The sequence below is a fragment of the Thalassotalea insulae genome (genome assembly GCF_030161395.1).
GTDB lineage: Bacteria > Pseudomonadota > Gammaproteobacteria > Enterobacterales > Alteromonadaceae > Thalassotalea_E > Thalassotalea_E insulae.
The window spans coordinates 3,346,427-3,368,004 of sequence record NZ_BSST01000001.1; the positions used below are offsets into that span (position 1 = coordinate 3,346,427).

Annotated in this window: 13 protein-coding genes; 7 read left to right on the plus strand and 6 right to left on the minus strand. The window is 40.4% G+C overall.

Going from position 1 to position 21,578, the window contains the following annotated elements; genetic code table 11:
• Positions 1-138: 138 nt before the first annotated feature.
• Positions 139-2,283 (minus strand): winged helix-turn-helix domain-containing protein, encoded by a 2,145-nt coding sequence (locus QQK06_RS15155; RefSeq protein WP_284245602.1) that lies wholly within the window; start codon positions 2,281-2,283, stop codon positions 139-141.
• A 445-nt stretch (positions 2,284-2,728) separates the two neighbouring features.
• Between QQK06_RS15155 and QQK06_RS15160 the strand changes: the two genes are divergently transcribed.
• From QQK06_RS15160 to metH, 3 genes are all read left to right on the plus strand, one after another.
• Entirely contained in the window at positions 2,729-3,772 is a 1,044-nt protein-coding gene (locus tag QQK06_RS15160) for an alpha/beta fold hydrolase (protein ID WP_284245603.1), read from the plus strand.
• An 825-nt stretch (positions 3,773-4,597) separates the two neighbouring features.
• Positions 4,598-5,545, plus strand: coding sequence for a homoserine O-succinyltransferase (locus tag QQK06_RS15165; RefSeq protein ID WP_284245604.1), 948 nt, complete (start codon positions 4,598-4,600; stop codon positions 5,543-5,545).
• Between the two features lie 41 nt (positions 5,546-5,586).
• Positions 5,587-9,279 (plus strand): methionine synthase, encoded by a 3,693-nt coding sequence (gene metH / locus QQK06_RS15170; protein WP_284245605.1) that lies wholly within the window; start codon positions 5,587-5,589, stop codon positions 9,277-9,279.
• An 87-nt stretch (positions 9,280-9,366) separates the two neighbouring features.
• Here metH and radA read toward each other — a convergent pair whose 3' ends face one another.
• A complete protein-coding gene (gene radA, locus QQK06_RS15175; protein ID WP_284245606.1) occupies positions 9,367-10,728 on the minus strand; it encodes a DNA repair protein RadA in 1,362 nt (453 codons plus the stop codon).
• A gap of 142 nt (positions 10,729-10,870) precedes the next feature.
• Between radA and QQK06_RS15180 the strand changes: the two genes are divergently transcribed.
• Positions 10,871-13,342, plus strand: a complete 2,472-nt coding sequence (locus tag QQK06_RS15180; RefSeq protein ID WP_284245607.1) for a PilZ domain-containing protein — start codon at positions 10,871-10,873, stop codon at positions 13,340-13,342.
• 29 nt (positions 13,343-13,371) lie between these two features.
• Here the strand turns inward: QQK06_RS15180 and serB are convergent, their stop codons facing one another.
• Complete coding sequence (gene serB, locus QQK06_RS15185; RefSeq protein ID WP_284245608.1) at positions 13,372-14,439, minus strand: phosphoserine phosphatase SerB; 1,068 nt, start codon at positions 14,437-14,439, stop codon at positions 13,372-13,374.
• Between the two features lie 99 nt (positions 14,440-14,538).
• On the opposite strand from serB, the gene QQK06_RS15190 reads away from it, so the two are divergent.
• Entirely contained in the window at positions 14,539-15,162 is a 624-nt protein-coding gene (locus QQK06_RS15190) for an AhpA/YtjB family protein (protein ID WP_284245609.1), read from the plus strand.
• Here QQK06_RS15190 and QQK06_RS15195 read toward each other — a convergent pair.
• The 3 genes from QQK06_RS15195 to prfC form a co-directional block, all read right to left on the minus strand.
• The gene (locus QQK06_RS15195; RefSeq protein ID WP_284245610.1) at positions 15,145-15,930 is read right to left on the minus strand and encodes a TatD family hydrolase; all 786 of its coding nucleotides are present in this window, start codon (positions 15,928-15,930) and stop codon (positions 15,145-15,147) included. The two genes, QQK06_RS15190 and QQK06_RS15195, sit on opposite strands and share 18 nt — an antisense overlap.
• Positions 15,931-16,136: 206 nt before the next feature.
• Positions 16,137-17,876, minus strand: a complete 1,740-nt coding sequence (argS, locus tag QQK06_RS15200; RefSeq protein ID WP_284245611.1) for an arginine--tRNA ligase — start codon at positions 17,874-17,876, stop codon at positions 16,137-16,139.
• 179 nt (positions 17,877-18,055) lie between these two features.
• Positions 18,056-19,636, minus strand: a complete 1,581-nt coding sequence (gene prfC, locus QQK06_RS15205; protein WP_284245612.1) for a peptide chain release factor 3 — start codon at positions 19,634-19,636, stop codon at positions 18,056-18,058.
• A gap of 253 nt (positions 19,637-19,889) precedes the next feature.
• Here prfC and QQK06_RS15210 point away from each other — a divergent pair, with 253 nt between their 5' ends.
• Positions 19,890-20,297 carry a BlaI/MecI/CopY family transcriptional regulator gene (locus QQK06_RS15210; RefSeq protein ID WP_284245613.1) on the plus strand — a complete coding sequence of 136 codons (408 nt, stop codon included), beginning with the start codon at positions 19,890-19,892 and terminating at the stop codon, positions 20,295-20,297.
• A gap of 1 nt (position 20,298) precedes the next feature.
• Positions 20,299-21,570: a M56 family metallopeptidase gene (locus QQK06_RS15215; RefSeq protein WP_284245615.1), complete on the plus strand. Its 1,272-nt coding sequence runs from the start codon at positions 20,299-20,301 to the stop codon at positions 21,568-21,570.
• Positions 21,571-21,578 lie beyond the last annotated feature (8 nt).

A 21,578-nucleotide genomic window follows, 5' to 3' on the forward strand; every position in this document is an offset into this window, starting at 1 on the left:
TTTTACTGTTACTTGTTTAGTTACGAAAGTAAAAGTACTTTGTTTTGGAAACTTTAAAGTGTATCTGCTAGGTGAGAGAAGTCATCACGATTTTCCGGATAATATGAGTAAGCTAACTATGTTTCCAATATCGAATATCTAGTGGATAGTACGATGTACATCGCCTTCCAGACTTTCTATGTCACTTACCATTATTTGACCGTTATTGACATCATAGCTAGAAAGTTCATCTAAAAGATATTTTTTACTCTTTTTAGTATCGTTTAATGGCACTACATTTAAGTAGGTATTGCCGTTTTCATCGCTGCCATAATACAGCGTATTTGAGTCTATTTTTACATGATAAAAACCATCTGCCAGGTTTAGGTGTAGAGGAATAGCTTGATTCTGATTAACGGCTGAATAGCTTGTTAATTCTGCTAATTTAGCACGATATAGGGCATTAGTTTGCTGTTCAATTAAATAGATACCATCAGGCTGTTTACTATCTGTCAGTCCATATGCCCATTGGCCATTAATTGGTTGAATTTTCTTATTATTCAAGCTGACAACTACTAATTCCGGACTACCGTCTACCACAGTCGTTATGGCTGCTTTGCTTTTTGACAGCCAATCGAGAGAAATTATAGGACTTTCACTCGAATAGATTAGATGCTCTTGTTTTAGTAATGTTAGCGGGTTGACGATACTCAATTCACTTATTGGCAAATGATAAATTTTATTTTCTACATTGAGTAAAACACTTTGATCATCGGTAGACACCGCGATATACCCTAACCAATAAGGGAGAGCAAAATTAGTGACTATCTTGGCTTGGTTATTGTCATAATGCGCTAAATATAACTGCCTGCGGCCACTGCGCTCTGAAACAAATAAGTACTGTGGACTATGATGAAATAATGCAGGGTTACTATCATTAACCGTTGAATTATCAATTTTTTCTACTTGTTCTGGAGGCACTAACCAACGATTACTAAAGTTTTCTTGTTTGGTACTAAACAACAAATTTTGACCGTCAGGAAATAACGTCATGCGTGGTGCCAAGTACTCAGATACATTGACCACAGTCGTTGCATTGTCACCGTCTAAATCACTTTTTATAATTTGATGCGCAGGTGGCGAAGCATAATAGTAAATTTTTTTAGAATCATGATGCCATATAGCCTCATAAACCGGACGGTTAAACTTGACTCCTTCGGTAATTTCATTAGTCAGTAAATCCAACACCAGTAGCTGGGTTTTGTAATCGCTATTTGTGCTCATTATTAACAGTTTTTCTCCATCGGGAGAAATATCAATACTGTGATGGCCCCAGCCAGCAGGCTCTGTTTGGGTAGCTAGACTATGCTTTTGGCTTTTGAGCTCAAAAGCATATATTTGATTTGGCCACAGGTTTTTCGGCTGTGCTGCATAGTAAATTACTTGTTGCTCGGCGTGGTAATCAATATCTTTAATTCGCTTGTTGCTACAGTCAAATAACTTCTCTACGGTGTGTTTTATCTGATTTACCGATGAAAGTGTGGCTCGATATACACCACAACTGCTTTGTTTTTTATCAAGATAGAACAAGTTTGTTGTTTTACCATCCTCTTGAGTATCCAATGCAATGATTTGGCTCATGCTAACACTACCTATATCTATTTGTTCAGTTTGCTCAGTATGGATATTTTTCAGCCATAGTTGAAAACGCGCATGTTTAGCGTCTTTTTTAAGGTAATATAAGTGCTTCCTATCAGGATGCATACGCGCTGATTGTTCTGCGCCATGTGAACGAGTTAACGCTTTAGTATAGTAATGTGTACTACTTTCGTGATCTTTATCGTGAAAGAATTGCCATAATAAAACACATAATAGTATTGATAAAAAAATGAATATGACTTTGCGGTTATACTCACTTGATAATATTTTGGGGTTACCGTAGTCTTTTCTGGTTTCACTCGATATCTGTTTAGTAATATCTGTCACAGAATAGGGAGCAATCGGGAGCACCTCAGATATCAATCGATAGCCTCTTTTAGGCACTGTTTGGATATAACGCGGGTTCTTTGCACCGTCACCTAGTACTTTACGTAGATTAGCAATCATTTTGTTGATGGCATTATCGGTAACAAGTGAGCCAGGCCACAATGCATCTAGGATATCTTGCCGAGAAATAATGCTATTGGGTTGCTCAACAAAAAGGGATAGCAATTCAAAAAGTTTAGGCTCTATCGCTACTTCCTGATCTTGGCGTAATAATCTTGTTTGTTTAGTGTCGAGGACGAACTCGCCAAATTGCTTCATAAAAGTTTGTTGTTATATTGAAAAATGCTTAACGAGCTTATCACACTGATAATTAAATATAAAAATGGCTAACGCCTGTTTAAGTTAGTTTTCTGATATTCACCTTTTCTTCATCTTTTTTCCCAACAATTTCATTACTTTTTCTAAGCTCTTAGCCACATTACTTACTTTCAAACAGTAATTAAAAAATAATGGAATTTTTATGATTAAACAGATAGTAATTTTTATCTTTGCGTTTTTGTTTGGCTTCAAAGATGTAAGTGTCAATGTTCGTGGTATTTCAATAACTGACGGAACCGCTTCTAATTTACTAGACGCCTCTTAGTTTTTATTTTACTTCATCCTCACAAAGTTTGCTGATCTGAGGTCTGACATATTTGTGTGCATTAGTGAAATTATATAACAAGAAAGAATTATTTGAATGACAATAAACGGAGTGTATTTGATGACAAAATGGTTGAAAAAAATAGGATTGGGAATTGGATTTTTATTCTCTTTTTTACTGCTGCTGGGATTTAGCTACGAACAACTTTCAAGAAGTTCAGCAGAGCGAGTGCATCAACAACCTGGGGAATTGATTGATGTTGGTGGCCATAAGCTACATATAGTGAAAAAAGGGAGTGGTGGGCCAACGGTAATTTTTGAGTCAGGACTAGGCTATAGTGGTCACCTTCCTTGGTTTAAGGTTCAAGAAGAAGTGGCTAAATTTGCTACTACTATATCCTATGATCGAGCTGGGCTTTTGTGGAGTGAGCGAGGTGAAAACCCTAAAACAGCATCGGCAATTGCTGCAGAGCTTAACGAGCTATTAACCAATTTAGGGCTGGAAAAACCCTATATCTTAGTTGGTCATTCATTGGCTGGTGTTATCCTTCGCCCATACGCACTAAATCATATCGAGGATGTTGGCGGTATGATTCTGGTTGACGGTTCACATCCAGATATGGAAGAACATATGTCAGCAAGGCTGAAGAAAGAGTTAATGTCGTCGCCACCGCCACCACAGCTTATAAAAGCAGCCGTTCATCTTGGATTAGCGCGATTTATGTTAGCCGATAACTTACAACCAAACACCAAAAAAGGCGATAACATTAATCAGGTAGTGACAACAATGCTTCATAAAAGCCTCACGGGATATGTTGACGAGATGACAAACGCAGAGCAAATGATGGCGGAAGTGAGCGATATGCGTGTCTTAGGTGATTTTCCACTAACGGTTATTACCGCGATATCTCCTGCACGCGTAGACAACACTGGTTTTGATGATGATCTAAAAAAAGAATTGTTAGACTTATGGCTAAGGTTACAAAAAGACTTACTGACCTTATCTAGCAACAGTACTCATGTATTAGCGCCTGATAGTGGTCACTTCATTCAGCTGGAACAGCCGGAGCTTGTTGTTGAAGCGATCCGTGAAATGGTGTCGAAGAAGTCTGGAGTAATAGGGACTAATAGGTCTGGTACTCAATTAAAAACCGAGCTTAATTAATAATCAATGACGAGAAAATAAATAAGACGCCTATCTTTAATAGAGGTTAGTCCCAATTAGGAGTCTTATTTTCTAGCTCTGCAGAAGTGCTTATAAGATCAGTGAAAAAATATGCATTAGTGATTGTGGTGGCGCGGGTCTATGCAGGATTTTTTAAAATAGAGCCGTATTTGAGTACTTGAAGCTCGAAATAAGGTTGTTGGAGTTTTAGGAGCTGCAATACATTACAACGCCTGTCAAAGTGGGCACATATGTGATTGTTAGCTTTGATTGAGTTCCATCAATTGCATCTGACATCCTCAAAGAACTTTACCAATCAATTTCTCTCCGTCCATTACCGAGACAATTTGCCAGTTTGAAATGATAGTGTTCATGAGCGAATCTCCGAGAATATTTTAAGCTCATGATAGGAAATATCGAATTAAAAACATAATGAAAGCGTGGATCTAATCCTGACTTTTTGCACTTTTACCGTAAATAATGTTAGCTTTTGATAATACTTTTCTTCATTAAAGCGATTAGCAATCAGTAGATTACCAGATAAGATTGAAAAATATTACCTACTAGTTTTCGTGTTTTACAAAATGTTCAGTTCAAAATTGGCTTGTAGCTTTTACACTGTGTCATTCTCGCGCTTAACGGTATTCTCGTTTTAAATGACGTTTTACACAAATGTGACGCCTATATATGACAGATTAATTTATTATAGACGTCTATACGTTTAGATGTTGACATATCTAGAAATCCAAGGCACATTAGTCGCTATAATGATTTACGTCTATGGTTATTCATAGGGTATAGCGCAACGACGACTAGGTAGTTAATATGCCAATAAAAATTCCAGATCAATTGCCTGCACTTCAAGTACTTGATAAAGAAAATATTTTTGTGATGTCTGAACACAGAGCAGCTAATCAAGATATTCGTCCGATGGAAGTGGCAATTTTAAATTTAATGCCGAATAAAATAGAAACTGAAGTGCAAATCTGTCGTATGTTGTCTAATACTCCATTACAGATAAATATTGAATTTGTTTGTATTCATAGCAATGAATCAAAAAATACTCCGAAAGAGCATTTAGACAATTTTTATTGTTTATTCGATGATATCAAACATAAGCAATATGACGGTTTAATTATTACCGGTGCACCATTAGCTCGTATGGCTTATGAAAAGGTAAGTTTCTGGGATAAAATATGCGAAGTATTTGACTGGGCTGAGCAGAACGTCACGTCTACTATGTTTTCATGTTGGGCAGCCCATGCCGCGTTATATTATCATTATGGTTTGAATCGTCATTTGCGTCAGCAAAAATTATCCGGGGTTTATTCGCATCAACCTGTAGATGCAAAAGAAGAGCTTACCAGGGGATTTGAAAACGTATTTTATGTTCCTCATTCTCGCTATGGCTTTATTGATAAGGCGGATTATCAGTCGATTGAACATCTGAAAATTATAGCCGAATCAGAGCAAGCTGGCGTATACCTTGCCGCCAGTAAAAATAAGCAGCAAGTGTATTTAACCGGTCACCCGGAATATGATGCCACAACCTTAGATGATGAGTATCACAGAGACTTAAAACAAGGGAGCGACGCGCAGTTACCGGAAAATTATTATCTTGATAATGATCCTGCGAATCCGCCATATAGCACATGGAGGGCTCACGGTAGTCTATTATTTACCAATTGGCTCAATTATTACGTTTATCAGATCACGCCTTATCAACTGGATGCTGATCATATTAAAGCGTTACATCCGGCAGTAGAGAAATAGTTTAGTAACTGGCTATCAGTTGCATTTAAAAGAGAAGTAGTATGAAAAAGTCAGCGCCCTATATTTTGCTCGAACAGCAGTTACAACAGCGGATTTTAATCCTAGATGGTGCTATGGGTACTATGATCCAGGCCTATAAATTTGAAGAGCAGGATTACCGCGGTCAGCGTTTTGCTGATTGGCATCTCGATGTCAAAGGTAATAATGATATGCTGGTGTTGACTCAGCCTGAAGTTATTAAAGCCATTCACGCCGAGTATCTGGCTGCAGGTGCCGATATTATTGAAACCAATACTTTCAATGCTACGACTATTGCAATGGCTGACTATGATATGGAACAACATAGTCGTGAAATTAATTTAGCGGCGGCTCAGCTTGCTCGTCAGGTGGCGGACGAATTTAGTGCCAAGCAGCCGGATAAACCACGTTTTGTTGCCGGAGTACTTGGGCCAACTAATCGAACCTGCTCTATTTCACCGGATGTCAATGATCCGGCATACCGCAATGTTACTTTTGATCAGCTTAAAGATGCCTATATTGAGTCAAGCAAAGCCTTAATAGAAGGTGGTTGTGATATTATATTAATTGAAACCATCTTTGATACATTAAATGCAAAAGCCGCTATTTTTGCTGTGCAAACGGTATTTGAAGACATTGGTTATCAACTGCCAATTATGATTTCCGGTACTATTACCGATGCTTCCGGCCGTACCTTATCCGGTCAGACAACAGAAGCTTTTTATAACTCATTACGTCATGCCAAGCCGGTTTCTTTTGGCCTAAACTGCGCATTAGGGCCATTGGAATTAAGGCAGTATGTAGAAGAATTGAGCCGGATTTCAGACGTTGCTGTTTCTGCTCACCCTAATGCCGGTTTGCCAAATGCGTTCGGTGAATATGATCTTGATGCCGAAGAAATGAACCAGCATGTGGCGGAGTGGGCGCAATCTGGCTTTTTAAATATTATTGGTGGTTGTTGTGGTACCACACCTGAGCATATTAAAGGCATGGCGCAAGTTGTGGCTGGTGTTACGCCTCGGGAAGTTAAACCACGAGCAATCGCCTGTCGATTATCTGGTTTAGAAGCATTAACAATAGATAAAGATACCTTGTTTGTGAATGTTGGTGAACGTACTAATGTCACTGGCTCTGCGATATTTAAGCGCCTAATTACCGAAGAGAATTATGATCAGGCAATAGCTGTTGCATTGCAGCAAGTTGAAAACGGCGCACAAATTATCGATATCAATATGGATGAAGGCATGCTGGACTCTAAAGCGGCAATGGTGCGCTTTTTGAATTTGATCGCCGGTGAACCTGATATTGCTAAAGTACCAATCATGCTTGATTCTTCGAAGTGGGAAATACTTGAAGAAGGGCTAAAATGTATTCAGGGTAAAGGGGTTGTTAATTCCATTTCACTGAAAGAAGGTGAAGGTAATTTCCGTGAACAGGCCAAGTTATTAAGACGTTACGGCGCAGCTGTGATCGTGATGGCATTTGATGAAACAGGCCAGGCTGATACCCGCAAACGTAAATATGAAATTTGTCAGCGCGCCTACCATATTTTAGTCGATGAAATCGGTTTTCCGCCGGAGGATATTATCTTTGATCCAAATATCTTTGCTGTGGCAACCGGCATTGATGAGCATAATAATTATGCGATGGATTTTATTGAAGCTGTAGCGGATATTAAACAAAACTTGCCCTATGCCATGATTTCCGGTGGGGTTTCTAATGTCTCATTTTCATTTCGTGGCAACAATCCTGTGCGTGAAGCGATCCATGCTGTGTTTTTATACCATGCCATTAAAAACGGTATGGATATGGGAATTGTTAATGCGGGTCAGTTGGCGATCTATTCTGAGATCCCAAAAGATCTGCGTCTGGCAGTTGAAGATGTTATTCAAAACTCTGACGATGGAGCAACAGAGCGTTTACTGGATGTTGCTGAACAGTATCGGGGCCAGGGAGCAACAAAAGATAATAAAGCCGATCTTGCATGGCGAGAGCTTCCAGTTAATAAACGTTTAGAACATGCGTTAGTTAAAGGCATTAATGAATTTATTGTTGAAGATACAGAGCAGGCTCGCTTAGCCGCTACGCGCCCTTTAGATGTGATTGAAGGTCCGCTAATGGATGGCATGAATGTCGTTGGCGATCTCTTTGGCGCTGGTGAAATGTTTCTCCCTCAGGTTGTGAAATCAGCGCGAGTGATGAAGCAGGCCGTGGCACATTTAAATCCCTATATAGAAGCCGAGAAAACCGAAGCTAAATCAAATGGCAAAGTCTTATTAGCTACCGTGAAAGGCGATGTCCATGATATTGGCAAGAACATTGTCGGCGTGGTGTTGCAATGTAATAACTTTGATATTATCGACTTAGGTGTCATGGTTTCTTGTGAAGAAATTTTGCGCGTTGCTCGCGAGAAAAATGTGGACGTTATCGGTTTATCTGGACTGATCACTCCGTCGCTGGATGAAATGGTGCACGTTGCGAAAGAAATGAAACGCCAACAGTTTGAATTACCGCTGTTAATTGGTGGCGCTACTACGTCTAAAGCACATACTGCGGTAAAAATTGAGCAGCAATATCCACACCCTGTGGTTTATGTGCCGAATGCTTCACGCTCGGTTTCTGTCGTCAGTAACTTATTATCTGATGAGTTACGAAGCGATTTTATTGCACGTCAGGATAAAGAATATCAAAAGGTGAGAGAGCGTCATTATAAAAAAGGGCCGCGTTCGAGCTTAGTGACAATTGAGCAGGCGAGAGCCAATGCGACGCCATTGAGTTTTGAACATTATACCCCGACCAAACCGAATAAGTTGGGAGTGACAGTGCTGGATCAGCTTGATTTGTCGGAGATCAGAAATTATATCGACTGGACGCCATTTTTTATGACCTGGCAGCTATCGGGTAAATATCCATTGATATTAAAGCATGAAGTTGTTGGTGAAGAAGCAACTAAATTGTTTAATGATGCGAATGCAATGATTGACGATATTATTGCTAATAATAAATTAACGGCAAAAGCGGTGGTCGGTTTATTTCCTGCGTATCGTGAACAGGATGATCTCGTGGTGTTTGCTGATGACAGCCGAGAAACACCATTAATGCGCTTACATCAGCTTCGTCAGCAAAGTAAGAAACCCGCCGGACAATATAATCGTTGTTTAGCGGACTATGTTGCGGATCAGGCCTCAGGTATTGATGACTATATTGGCGCTTTTGCGGTTTCCTCAGGTTTTGGTTGTGATGAAATGGTCAAAGCGTATGATGCTGAGCATGATACCTATAACAGTATTTTGGTCAAAGCGGTTGCCGATCGGTTAGCAGAAGCGGCAGCTGAATATCTACATAAAAAAATTCGTACCGAATATTGGGGTTATGCACCTGACGAAGATTTTGATAATGATGCCTTGATTAGAGAGCAGTATCAGGGAATACGTCCTGCACCTGGTTATCCGGCTTGCCCTGAACATACTGAAAAAGGTTTGTTGTGGCAGCTACTCAATGTCAATGAAAACATAGGTATGGAGCTTACTTCTAGCTTTGCGATGTGGCCAGGAGCCGCGGTTAGCGGCTGGTATTTTGCTCATCCAGACAGTAAATATTTTGCTGTTGCTAAGGTGGCAAAAGATCAAGTACTTGATTATGCGGCGCGCAAAGGCATGACCATTGAGCAGGCAGAGCGTTGGTTATCCGCTAATTTGGATTATGAACCTGAGTAATTGCTATAAATAAGGACGATTTTTTCTGAAGAAAAACGGCGCATTATGCGCCGTTATTATGCTGTTTTAGTAAGTAAATTATGGAGCTTAAATTTGCTCTAGCGCGTCACTGAGTTTTTTCACGCCGATCACTTCCATGCCTGCTATCTGGTCTTTAGGCATATTATTATAAGGCACTATTGCTCGTTTAAAACCATGCTTAGCAGCTTCATTAATGCGTTCTTGGCCGCTGGGAACTGGGCGGATTTCACCCGATAAGCCTACCTCACCAAAAACGACTAGATCTTGCGGCAAGGCATTGTCTCTAAAGCTTGATACCAGCGCCAATACTAAGGCTAAATCGACACTGGTTTCAGCTACCTTGACGCCACCGACAACGTTGACGAAGACATCCTGATCGTTCATTTGCAAGCCACCATGACGGTGTAAAATAGCTAAGAGCATCGCTAAGCGGTTCTGCTCCGCACCAACGGCGACCCGACGTGGGTTACCAAGGGCACTGTGATCGACTAAAGCCTGTATTTCAACCAGCAAAGGTCTGGTGCCTTCCCATAACACCATCACGACACTGCCAGGAGTTTGTTCATCACTGCGGGTTAGGAAAATTGCCGATGGGTTTTTTACTTCTTTTAAGCCGGTGCCGGTCATAGCAAAAACCCCTAATTCATTAACGGCACCAAAGCGATTTTTATTGCCTCGTAAGGTGCGATAACGTGAATCAGTACTGCCTTCTAACATGATAGAGCAGTCAATGCAGTGTTCCAGTACCTTAGGACCGGCGAGCGAACCGTCTTTAGTGACATGTCCTACCAAGATCATAGCGACATGGTTTTGTTTGGCAAAACGGGTTAAATAGGCGGCGGTTTCCCTGACTTGTGAGACGCTGCCGGGAGCTGACTGAATATCTGCCATATGCATTACTTGCACTGAGTCTATTACCATTATTTTCGGTTGTTCTTTTTCGGCAATATGACAGATGTTTTCCACGCTAGTTTCGGATAACAACTTTAAATTTTCAGCGGTTAAGCCAAGACGTTTTGCCCGCATGGCGACTTGTTGTAGCGATTCTTCGCCGGTGATGTACAAGGTGGGCATTTGCGCTGATAATGCGCACATGGTTTGTAGCAATAAGGTACTTTTACCTGCTCCGGGTTCACCACCAATTAATATCGCACTACCGGGAACAATTCCACCACCTAGCACCCGATCGAATTCTGCGAAACCAGAAGAGAATCGTGGCAAGTCAGCGAGGTCTATAGTGTCAAGAGTTTGAACTTTCGCTTCCACCATGCCGGCAAAGCCACTAAAATTGTCTTTTCTAGTGGGAGCTTTCGCTTGTCTAAATTCAGAAATAGTATTCCAGGCTTTACATTCGTTACACTGTCCCAGCCAGCGTGAATACTCGGCTCCGCAGTCAGTACAGACATAGGCGACTTTACTCTTTGCCATGTTTTTCCTTGTAGAGGTATGTTAATTGCTTAAGCTATTCAAAACTATCATAATTAGCTATAGTACATTTGAAAGCGATACCATTATAATGATTTTTTCGCCACTCGACAGCGTTAGCTATTGTAAATACTTAGAAGCTTAAATGATTAAAGACTTTTCAAAATATCAAAGCATTATAGATGAATTCAAGGGACAAGTATTCTCTAGTGATTTTGAAAATCGCTATGCCTTAGCGACCAAGCAATTATCTAAAACTGAACGTTTTTTGCTAAAAATGGAACTTAAGCGGTTAGCGGCGCCTTGTACACGTTTGATTGATTTACGTGGTCATGTCGATGGTGAATGTCGGGGGTATGAACATGATAATCGCGTCCATTATTTAGATGATATTGCGATCAAGGTGTTTGAGGATAAGCTTGCTGAGTATCAAGGTTATACTTTTGGTGTATATGAAGCGGTGATGAACACGGAAAATAATTTTCGGGTCATTTATCAGCGGGAAAAAACTAATTTAGCGACACCCGATGTGGTGCCGCCAACAGCTAAGGTGTTTGAGAAAACGCAATATCCGGCGCAACTCTTTCATTTTGGTCCTTACTTTAATCGCTGCGAAGAGCGCATGAATTTCGCCATCGCTATTCAGGTGCTGTTCAATGAAAAACATCTTGCCGAAGCAACCAGTTCTGACATCAGCGTCAATGGTTGTAAGTTTCGTCTTAGTGCCGTAGAAAATATTAAGGTCAGACAGCTAGTTAGCATTCGTTTTGTTGGTTTGACTGGTGAATTCCAGTTCGGTAAAGAAGATACTTTTGATTATGAAGTGCGTAATATTCAACCAATTGAAGGTGGGTTATTAGTTGGCGCTCGTCGTGTTTATGTTGGTGCAGAAGAACGCGATGGTTTTCGTCATTTTCTTAAAGGTTTTATTCAAGGTAATAAACGCCGCTATAAAATTAATCTTGATAATTCAATTAAAGCGTTACAATCTCGCAGCTTTGAACAATTTGTTTTGCCTAAGTCTAATGAGCTGCCAATCTTTTTACAGGACGTTGGTGGTAAAGTAACCCCGCGTTACGCCTTGACTTGTCATAATAATCAAAGCATTTTTCAATACTGGCAAGATGAAGCGCGTAAATCGACCATACATAATCTGATCACGCCGGAACGATTACAACGGTTAAAAAAAGCAGCCGCTAAAAGTAATAGTTTACTGGTATTTAGTTTTGTTCACTCCAGTAATGGTAAATCGTTTTTTTATACTGCCGATACACAGCAGCTCGAACAAGATAGCAGCTTTATGTCACAATTTTTAGGTTTTGCGGCGTCAAAGAAAAGTTTTGCGATTACATTGCTATCTTACCTGCCGTTTGATGCTGAGCTGTCGGATTCCCCTTTAACTTTAGCTGATTCGTTAGCAAAAAAAGATGAATATTTAATTACCCCAGTTTCTAATGATGTCAAGACAACATTATCGCCTTTAACGGCGATCGTCGTTGCACAAAGTGTTGAGAGTAAAGATATTCACGCTTTTTATCAAAGCTTGTCATATGAAAACATCAATACCTGTAAACTCAAAAGTTTTGGTCATAAACGATTAACTGAGCCACTTGTCATTGATGATGTTGGTATTAATTTTAACAATCAGCGTCAGGAGCCAAGGTTTAAATATAAAACGCCAGTTGTTGTCTCTGCTAATGGCGTTAGCTGGACTGGTGTTTCTCATGATTTTTCTACCTCTGGTTTAAAGCTGGAAGTTGAAAAGTCCGTCGTGTTGAAAAAAGGCGATATTATTGACGTCTCTTTCCCTCAGCTGCAAAAGATCACTTCGTCATTTAATTTAAAAGGCCTGCCGTATGAAGTGATGCGACTTAATAAGAGTAAAACGGTATTAAATCTACGTGTTTACGTTGAAAGACACCAGCATATTGGTCGCTCGTTTTTTAAAGCGTTGATCCAAAAAAATCGAGAAAAATTAACGCCGGATGAGTATGCAATGTTAAGCCCTGGATTGGCAAAAGCATTGAGAAATATTTATAGTCGTACCTTAAAAACACCAAGTTTGATCATCCAAACTAGTGGCAGCCGTTATAAGGTTGAAGCGATCACGACTAATGATGATAGCGCTAAAATTCTCACCTACTGTAAGCAGTTAAGCGACCGGAAACAGCATTATAATTTGTATCCCTTACTTAGCAATTTACAGGCAACCAGTTTAATGCATTCAACCTTAAAACGGATGAAACCAGGTAATGCGCCGATTAAAGATATTCTGTATATTGCCATTAACCCGCATAATGAAATTATTGATCAGGCGGTGACAACTAAGCTCGATTCCGAGTTAAAGACTGATAAATTAAAGAGTATGTTTATCCGTAATGCCCTTAAGCGCGGGGTGTTCTTTTGTTTACAAGTGATAGTATCACGCACTGATGAGCCGGATATGGCGTATTTAAACCCTGAGTTAAGCTATATAGGCTCTTATGCCATACATCGTGGTAAGCAGTTAGAGCAGGAGATCTGGAGTGTTGCTGGTGTCGTCCAGATCTGTGATATTACCGAAGAGGCGATGTTTCGTTACCAGATGATGAAACAGGCGACAAATGCCGCCGTTTAGCGGGATAGCTTGTCGGGCTGGTCAATAAATTAAGCAAGCCAGTGCAACAAGCAATCCAGTCCTTGATGATTAATGCTAGTGTCAGCCTGTTTTAAAACGATAGGTTTAGCGTGAAAAGCAACGCCTAAGTGGGCAGCTGACATCATAGTTAAGTCATTCGCACCATCCCCCATTGCTACCGTTTGCTTGCTAGGTAATTGATATTCTTGCTGTAAATGGGTTAAGCACTGGGCTTTTATTTTAGCATCAACCACTTGTCCTAAAACTTTACCGGTTAATTTTTCATTAGTAATTTCTAAGACATTGGCATAAGCGGCATCTAATGCTAAAAGACTTTTCAGGTGATCGGCAAAGTAGGTAAAGCCTCCCGAAGCAATGGCGACTTTCCATTGATGGGTTTTTAATGTGTTAACTAATTCAGTTAGCCCTGGCATTAACGGAATATTCTCTGCAACTGTTGCTAGTATCGATTCTGGTGCACCTGCTAAGGTTGCTACCCGTTGATGTAAACTTTGGGCGAAATCCAGTTTTCCCTGCATCGCTAGTTCGGTCACTTCTGCTACTTGTTGACCCACTCCGGCTAATGCGGCAATTTCATCGATACATTCTATTGCGATGGTGGTGGAGTCCATATCCATGACTAAAACACCGGGCGAACTGAGCTCTGGTGCATCTTTTAATAATGCAGCCTCAAATTGATTGTTAAGTGCTAAGGTGGCAAGCTGCGCTCTTGCTGTTGTTAAATTCTGGCATTGCACGTTAAAGCGATAACTGATTTGTGCATTTCTATGATTAATGGCATTGATTGCTAAGATCGTCAGCTGGCACTGGCTGATAATTTCTATTAGCTGTTTGATGCTAATATCGCTAAATACGACGAGCTCTATTGCTGAATCTCGTGTTGGTGTTACTAATTCGTCGCTGTGCTTTTCTAACGTACTACAGGCTAATAGGCATTGGCTGCTAAGGGTTAATTGACTTGGTGTTAACTGACACAGCAAGGGAAAACTATCTAATGGTTGCTGTGGCGCAATTACTTGCGCTAATGTGAACTCTAATAGGGGAGTTAATGGGAAGTTGTTAACGGCAGTTGACACAGAAAAACCTTATTTTTAAAGCAATTATTCACGCGTTTATTTAAAATGAATTGAGAAACCACTATAGTGTCAGTATCTCGTTTATTTTATTTGCGCTTTATGACACAAACAGAGTTGCCTTTATACCCTAAATTTTCATCGATTTATAATAAAATAATGCAATTAGCTATAGCCATTTTCATTATTATTGTTTTAATGAATTTATGGGTCTATAGCTATGGTGAAAATAAACGAGCGCTTAAGCAGCATTTTCGTTATGTCAGCGAGCAAAACCTTGCTCAATTAACTTCAGGCGTTAAATTTCTGTGGAATAATAATCGTGAACAAATACAGCCGTATTTTGATGAAATGGCGCAGCAACACTGGATTAAAGATATCAGTCTTTACGATACTACCGGACAACTGTTAATCGCCACTGAGCATCAAGCTAGTGTAAAAGAGCTTTATGGTTTAGCACTGTATAAGCAAGATAAAAGTGAACTCTTTACACCGTTTGTCAGTGAGTTAAGAGTCGATGGCAAGTTATTAGGCTATTTAAGGTTAACAGTCGAAAATAAGGTCTTAACTCACTCAATCGCGCAAGCGGCGGATGAGCATTATGATCTGTTAAGGTTAATGATGATTTTAGCCGGTGTGGTAGGGTTTTTACTAACTCGGGGCTTGAATCGTTTTAGTCGTCAAGGGTTTCGTTTAAGGCATGAGTCTTTACATCGGAAAAAATAATTGCTTAACATTTTCTTCAATGGTGTGCTCAATTAGCTCTGGTGACTCTGTTCTTATCTGGCATAGGGCGTGAAAAATATTCGGTAAACGAAGAGGGCTATTATACTTTCCTTGTTCGCCAGCGATAGGCATTGCCGGTGCATCAGTTTCCAGTACTAGTGCGCTTAATGGTAATCGAGCAACCGCTTTAATGGTTTTTTCTGCTCTGGGGTATGTGATAGTACCACCTATGCCTAATTTGAATCCCATATCGATATAATTGCTTGCCTGTTGAAAGCTTCCGGAAAAGCCATGAATAACACCACCGTGCTCAACGGGTACTTTCTTTAATTGTTCGATTAACTCATTATGCGAGCGTCTATGATGGATGATGACAGGTTTTTGTACCTGATTAGCGAGATAGAGCTGAAATTCAAAAAAATCTAGCTGCTGCTTTAAGTTATCCTGCTGTTTAGCAATGACGCCATCGAGACCTATTTCTCCTATTGCAACGATATTTTCTAGATGCTCAATGGCATGTTCAGCTAAACGCAATAAATCCTGTTCGTTTAATCCGGTTAAATACCAAGGGTGAATGCCTAAACATGGGTATAATTTGCATTGGCTTGGCATTGCGCAGAGATCTAATAATCGTTGCCAGTACTTTGGCGCAACTGCTGGTGCGATAATCGTGAGGATGTTTTTTTGGTAACAGTCAGCCAGAATTCGCGTTAAATCATCTTGGAATTCAGTAAAGTCTATATGGCAATGGCTGTCTGTAAACGGCATAGCAAATAGTATTTGGTATTGTCTGTTAACTATAAAGTAGAAATAGCCAGTTCACAACAGAACTATTGTGGCTGTGTTGTTGTTAGTGCCATCTAGTTTTTAGAGAAGGGGAATGTTCTGGAGACAGAAGAGGCTAGCCGACTAACAGGTGCTAAGTTTCTTACCTGGTAATCGACCAGCAGTATTTTAATTATCGCTAAGATAAACTACATTCGTTCCATGACATCAATACCTAAAATGTCTAAGCCCTGTTTTAAGGTTTTCGCTATTTGGGCACACAATGCTAAACGGGCCTGTTTAACTGAGTCGTCAATACCATCTTTTAAGATTGGGCAAGCTTCATAAAAACTCATATATAAACTGGCAAGCTCATAGAGGTAGTTACATAGCAGGTTAGGAGTACATTCGTTAATGACGGCATCCAAGACATCTTCAAGCTGGAGTAATTTCAGCGCTAATGCTTTTTCTTGAGGCTCATTAATGGCAAAGCCGCTGGTCAATTGCTGTGGATCTACGCCAGCTTTGGCAAAAATACTTTGAATACGTGAATAGGCGTACTGTAAGTATGGTGCAGTGGCCCCTTCAAAACTGAGCATGGTTTTCCAGTTAAAGACATAATCACTAGTGCGATTTTTCGATAGATCGGCAAATTTTACCGCGCCAATACCGACTTTGTGGGCAATCTCATCCAGCTGTTCATCATCATAATCTGGATTTTTTTCTTTGATCAGCGCTTTTGCTCGCACCACTGCTTCATCTAATAATTCAGCGAGCTTAACTGTGCCACCAGTACGGGTTTTAAATGGTTTACCATCGTCCCCCATCATCATGCCAAATGGGCAATGATCATAGCCGACCTGTTCAGGTAAGAACCCAGCTTTACGGGCGACAATTTCTACCTGTTTAAAATGCAGTGCTTGGCGGGCATCGGTAAAAATAATAATACGATCGGCGTTTAACTCACCACTGCGGTAACGGCAAGCCGATAAATCTGTGGTTGCGTATAAATAACCACCACCAGATTTTTGCACGATAAAGACTGAAGGTTCACCGTCTTTATTCGCCATTTCTTCTATAAATACGACTTTAGCCCCTTGATCTTCAACGGCAAGACCTTGTGCCATTAACTCGTCAATTACCTTTGACAAGTCAGCGTTATAAGCACTTTCTCCCATAATGTCATCTCGGGTTAGAGTGACATTGAGTTTTTGATAAATATCTTCACTATGAGTGATGGAGATATCAATAAATTGCTGCCATAACTTCAAGCATTCAGCGTCACCGCCTTGTAACTTAACCACATAATCACGGGCACGATCAGCAAAGCCTTCTTCATCATCAAAGCGCACTTTTGCTTCGCGGTAGAAGTTTTCTAAATCGGCTAATGCCGTTTCTGCGACTTCATTTGCCTGTAATTTGTCACTTAAGTGGGCGAGTAACATACCAAACTGCGTGCCCCAGTCACCCATATGGTTTTGACGAATAACTTTATCGCCACGAAATTCCAGTGCACGCACAACGGCATCACCAATGATGGTGGAGCGTAAATGACCAACATGCATTTCTTTTGCTAAGTTAGGTGCAGAATAATCAACAACAACATTTTGCGCTATAGCGCGTTGGTTAACGCCTAACTTGTTGTCTTTAGCAACGCTTGACAATTGCTTAGCTAACCAGATTTCGGACAAATGAATATTGATAAAACCTGGTCCTGCAAGTTCTACCTTGCTGGCAATATCGGTTAAATCTAAGTGTTCTAGTACCTTAGCTGCTAATTCGCGCGGATTTGTTTTTAACTTTTTCGCTGCGCCCATCACCCCATTGGCTTGATAATCGCCAAAGTTAGCGCGATTAGAAATACTGACCGCGGGGTTAGTATCTTCAGGTAAGCCAGCAGCGACCATGGCAGCTAATACTTTTTCACTTAATAGTTGTTTAATATTCATTTAAATAAACTCTTTTTCAAGGTTGTTTGACTCAGCTATCAAGTTGAGTCAAATCATTGCGTATCAAGCGTTATTACGCAACGAGTATGTCATTTTCCAAATTTTAACTCTGACTTATGTTTGGCTAAATAGTGGATGCTTATTAGCAACGCAGATAAAACATTCACTATGACGCCCAATTAGTGTTCTCGTGTTTGATGGAACTCAATATCAGGGTGACGCTCTTGTGCCAAATTAAGGTTAACCATAGTCGGCGCAATATAGGTGAGATTATCACCGCCATCTAATGCTAAGTTGTCATAGGCTTTTTTCTGAAATTGCTCTAAAGTACGCTCATCATCACAAGTACACCAACGTGCTGTTGCGACACTAATAGGTTCATAAATCGCATCTACGTTGTATTCGGTTTTTAATCGTTGTACTACCACTTCAAACTGTAGTACCCCAACAGCGCCAACGATCATCTCATTGGAGTTAAATGGGCGAAATACTTGCACCGCACCTTCTTCTGACAGTTGGATCAAGCCTTTTTGTAATTGCTTGGCTTTAAGTGGATCACGCAGTCGAATACGGCGGAACATTTCCGGAGCAAAGTTTGGAATACCACTAAATTTCATCTCCTCGCCCGAAGTGAAGGTATCGCCAATTTGAATGCTGCCATGGTTATGCAAACCGATGATGTCTCCAGCAAATGCTTGCTCAACGTTAGCGCGATCACCCGCCATAAAGGTCACCGCATCAGCAATTTTGACATCTTTACCGATACGGACTTGACGCATTTTCATGCCTTTTTCATATTTACCGGAAACGATACGCATAAAAGCGATACGGTCTCTGTGTTTCGGGTCCATATTTGCTTGAATTTTAAAAACAAAGCCAGAGAATTTTTCTTCGCTGGCGGCAACATCTCGTTTATCCGTGCTACGCGGTAATGGTGTTGGTGCCCACTTGGTGAGGCCATCTAGCATATGGTCAACGCCAAAGTTACCGAGCGCAGTACCGAAAAATACCGGTGTTAGCTCACCTTTTAAAAATTCGTCTAAATTAAATTCGTGTGAAGCGCCGACGACTAATTCTAGTTCTTCACGTAAATCCTCAGCATAATTACCTATGGCATTATCTAGCTCTGGGTTATCCAAGCCTTTAATAACGCGTTTTTCCTGAATAGTATGTCCCTGGCCTGATTGGTATAAGATGGTTTCGTCGGTTAAAATGTTATAGACCCCTTTAAATTCTTTACCCATGCCGATAGGCCAGGTAATTGGGGCACATTTTATTTTTAATACATCTTCAACTTCATCCATCACTTCCATCGGATCACGGACATCACGATCCATTTTGTTCATAAAAGTAATAATTGGCGTGTCGCGTAAACGAGTCACTTCCATCAGCTTAATGGTTCTGTCCTCAACACCTTTTGCGGTATCTATCACCATTAAACAAGAGTCTACAGCGGTTAACGTACGGTAAGTATCTTCAGAGAAGTCTTCATGTCCCGGGGTGTCTAATAAATTAACTAAACAGTCGCGGTAAGGAAACTGCATCACTGAGGTGGTAATCGAAATCCCTCGGTCTTTTTCCATTTCCATCCAGTCGGATTTTGCATGCTGGCCTGATTTTTTACCTTTTACCGTACCGGCTTTTTGTAATGCTTGACCAAAAAGTAATACTTTTTCTGTGATGGTGGTTTTACCGGCATCAGGGTGAGAAATAATCGCAAACGTTCTACGAATGTCGACTTCCTGCTGTTGTACAGACATGCAAATTACCTGTTATTTATAAAAAATTGAAAAATAGATGAATTTTTAGCGGCCAGTATTATAGCGAAAACATTGATCTAAGGCAGTAACAATCTCTAGTTAAACGCAAAAAAATTTCCATCATCGAAATAACAATTAAAATTTATTGACTTTTATGATTACAGATGTAATTCTTTTTGTTGGATTACATTTGTAATTATTATGTTGAATCGCTATGCTAACACTGAAACTAAAATACCAAAAGAGCAGAGTAATGGCAGAAATTAGTCAAACAGAATTCGAAGTGTTAGATGTGCTGTGGCAGCAATATCCGGCAAGTGCCAATGAAATTATCGAACGTTTAAATCAACAAAAAGACTGGCATGAAAAAACGGTTAAAACCTTATTAAATCGATTAGTTAAAAAAGGGGCTATTAGTTTTGAAAAGCAGCAGAGGCGCTATTTATATACCCCGTTATTGGCACGGGAAGCCTATGTGACAAGTCAAAGCGAAAGCTTAATTGAACGATTATTTAGCGGACGAGTTTCTCCGTTGATCGCCGGTTTTGCTAAGAATAAGCATTTGGAAAAAGACGATATTGAAGAGCTGAAATCGATCATTGCTTCCTGGGAACAAGAGCATGATCCAAGCGTTGAACAGCCAGAGAAAAAGAGTAAATAGCATGAGCAGCGTTCTAGTATCTTTGTTATACCCACTGTCTATCTCTATCGTTTGCTTATTAATTTTGCATCGCTATATGGTTGATAAACTAGGGACCAGTTATTTATATCGGTTATGGGGCTTAGTGCCTTTGAGTTTATTCGCTTATTTGCTGCCATGGCCTTCGACACAACCACCTAAGGTGCTGAGCAGTGAACTTAGCCGTTTTGTTGTTAATCCGACACAAGATCTACAACGGGTATTTAATAACAGTGAATTACTTGTTTACTTAGCCATGCTGGTAAGCGCAGTAATGATTGGCTATTGGCTTATCACTCATTTGCAATTTATCCGAAAGCTGTTGTTAGAGCCAGCAACAAAAGCACAATTAGCGCAGTTATGTTTTAGTCATAAGCCGCGCAAGTTGGCAGTTTATTATAGTGGTAGTGCATATAGCCCTATGCTGGTTGGCATTTTTAAGCAAAAACTGGTGCTACCGGAAAATTTTCATCAGGCCTATAACCCTGAGCAGCAGCAGTTAATTTTACAACACGAAATTTGTCATTTTGATCGCAATGACATTTATTGGAACCTGATTGCTTTCTCGATCGTGGCATTATTCTGGTTTCATCCTTTGGTCTGGCTGGCGTATTTTCGCTTTCGCCGAGATCAGGAACTTTCCTGCGACTTTCATGTTCTGGCGCGCAAACAGGTCAGTAGCAGGGTTAACTATAGCAAGGCATTGTTAGTGGCTGCACAAACCGCACCGCGCTTTGCCTTTGCACAACTATCTTTTAAAAAATATGGAGATAAAGCCATTATGTTTGAACGTATTAATCAAATAAAATTAAATACCAAAGCTTCCGGCTTAAGCGTGTCATTAGCCTCTGTGCTTGCAATAGCTATGCTCTCAGGCTTTAGTTACGCAGGGAACTTAAGCTCTAATGAATCACAGCCTAAATATAGAACGCCACCAAAAGCGAAAGAAAAAATCTCGCCTATTCATCGTGTTGAACCTAAATATCCGGTTAAGGCGGCGGTAGAGAAAATAGAAGGTTCTGTAGTATTAAAGTATGACGTAAATATCGACGGCACGGTAATGAACGTAGAAGTCATGACGGGCGAACCTGCTTATGTTTTTGACCGGGTGGCGGTAACGGCATTAAAGCAATGGCAGTATCAGCCCCGGGCAAGCGTTGCTCACAATAACTTAGTGCAGCTTGATTTTCGTTTAGATGAAAACTCAACATTTAAAGACGTTAACTTGATAGAAAAAATCAATGTGACGAAATAACGGGTGTA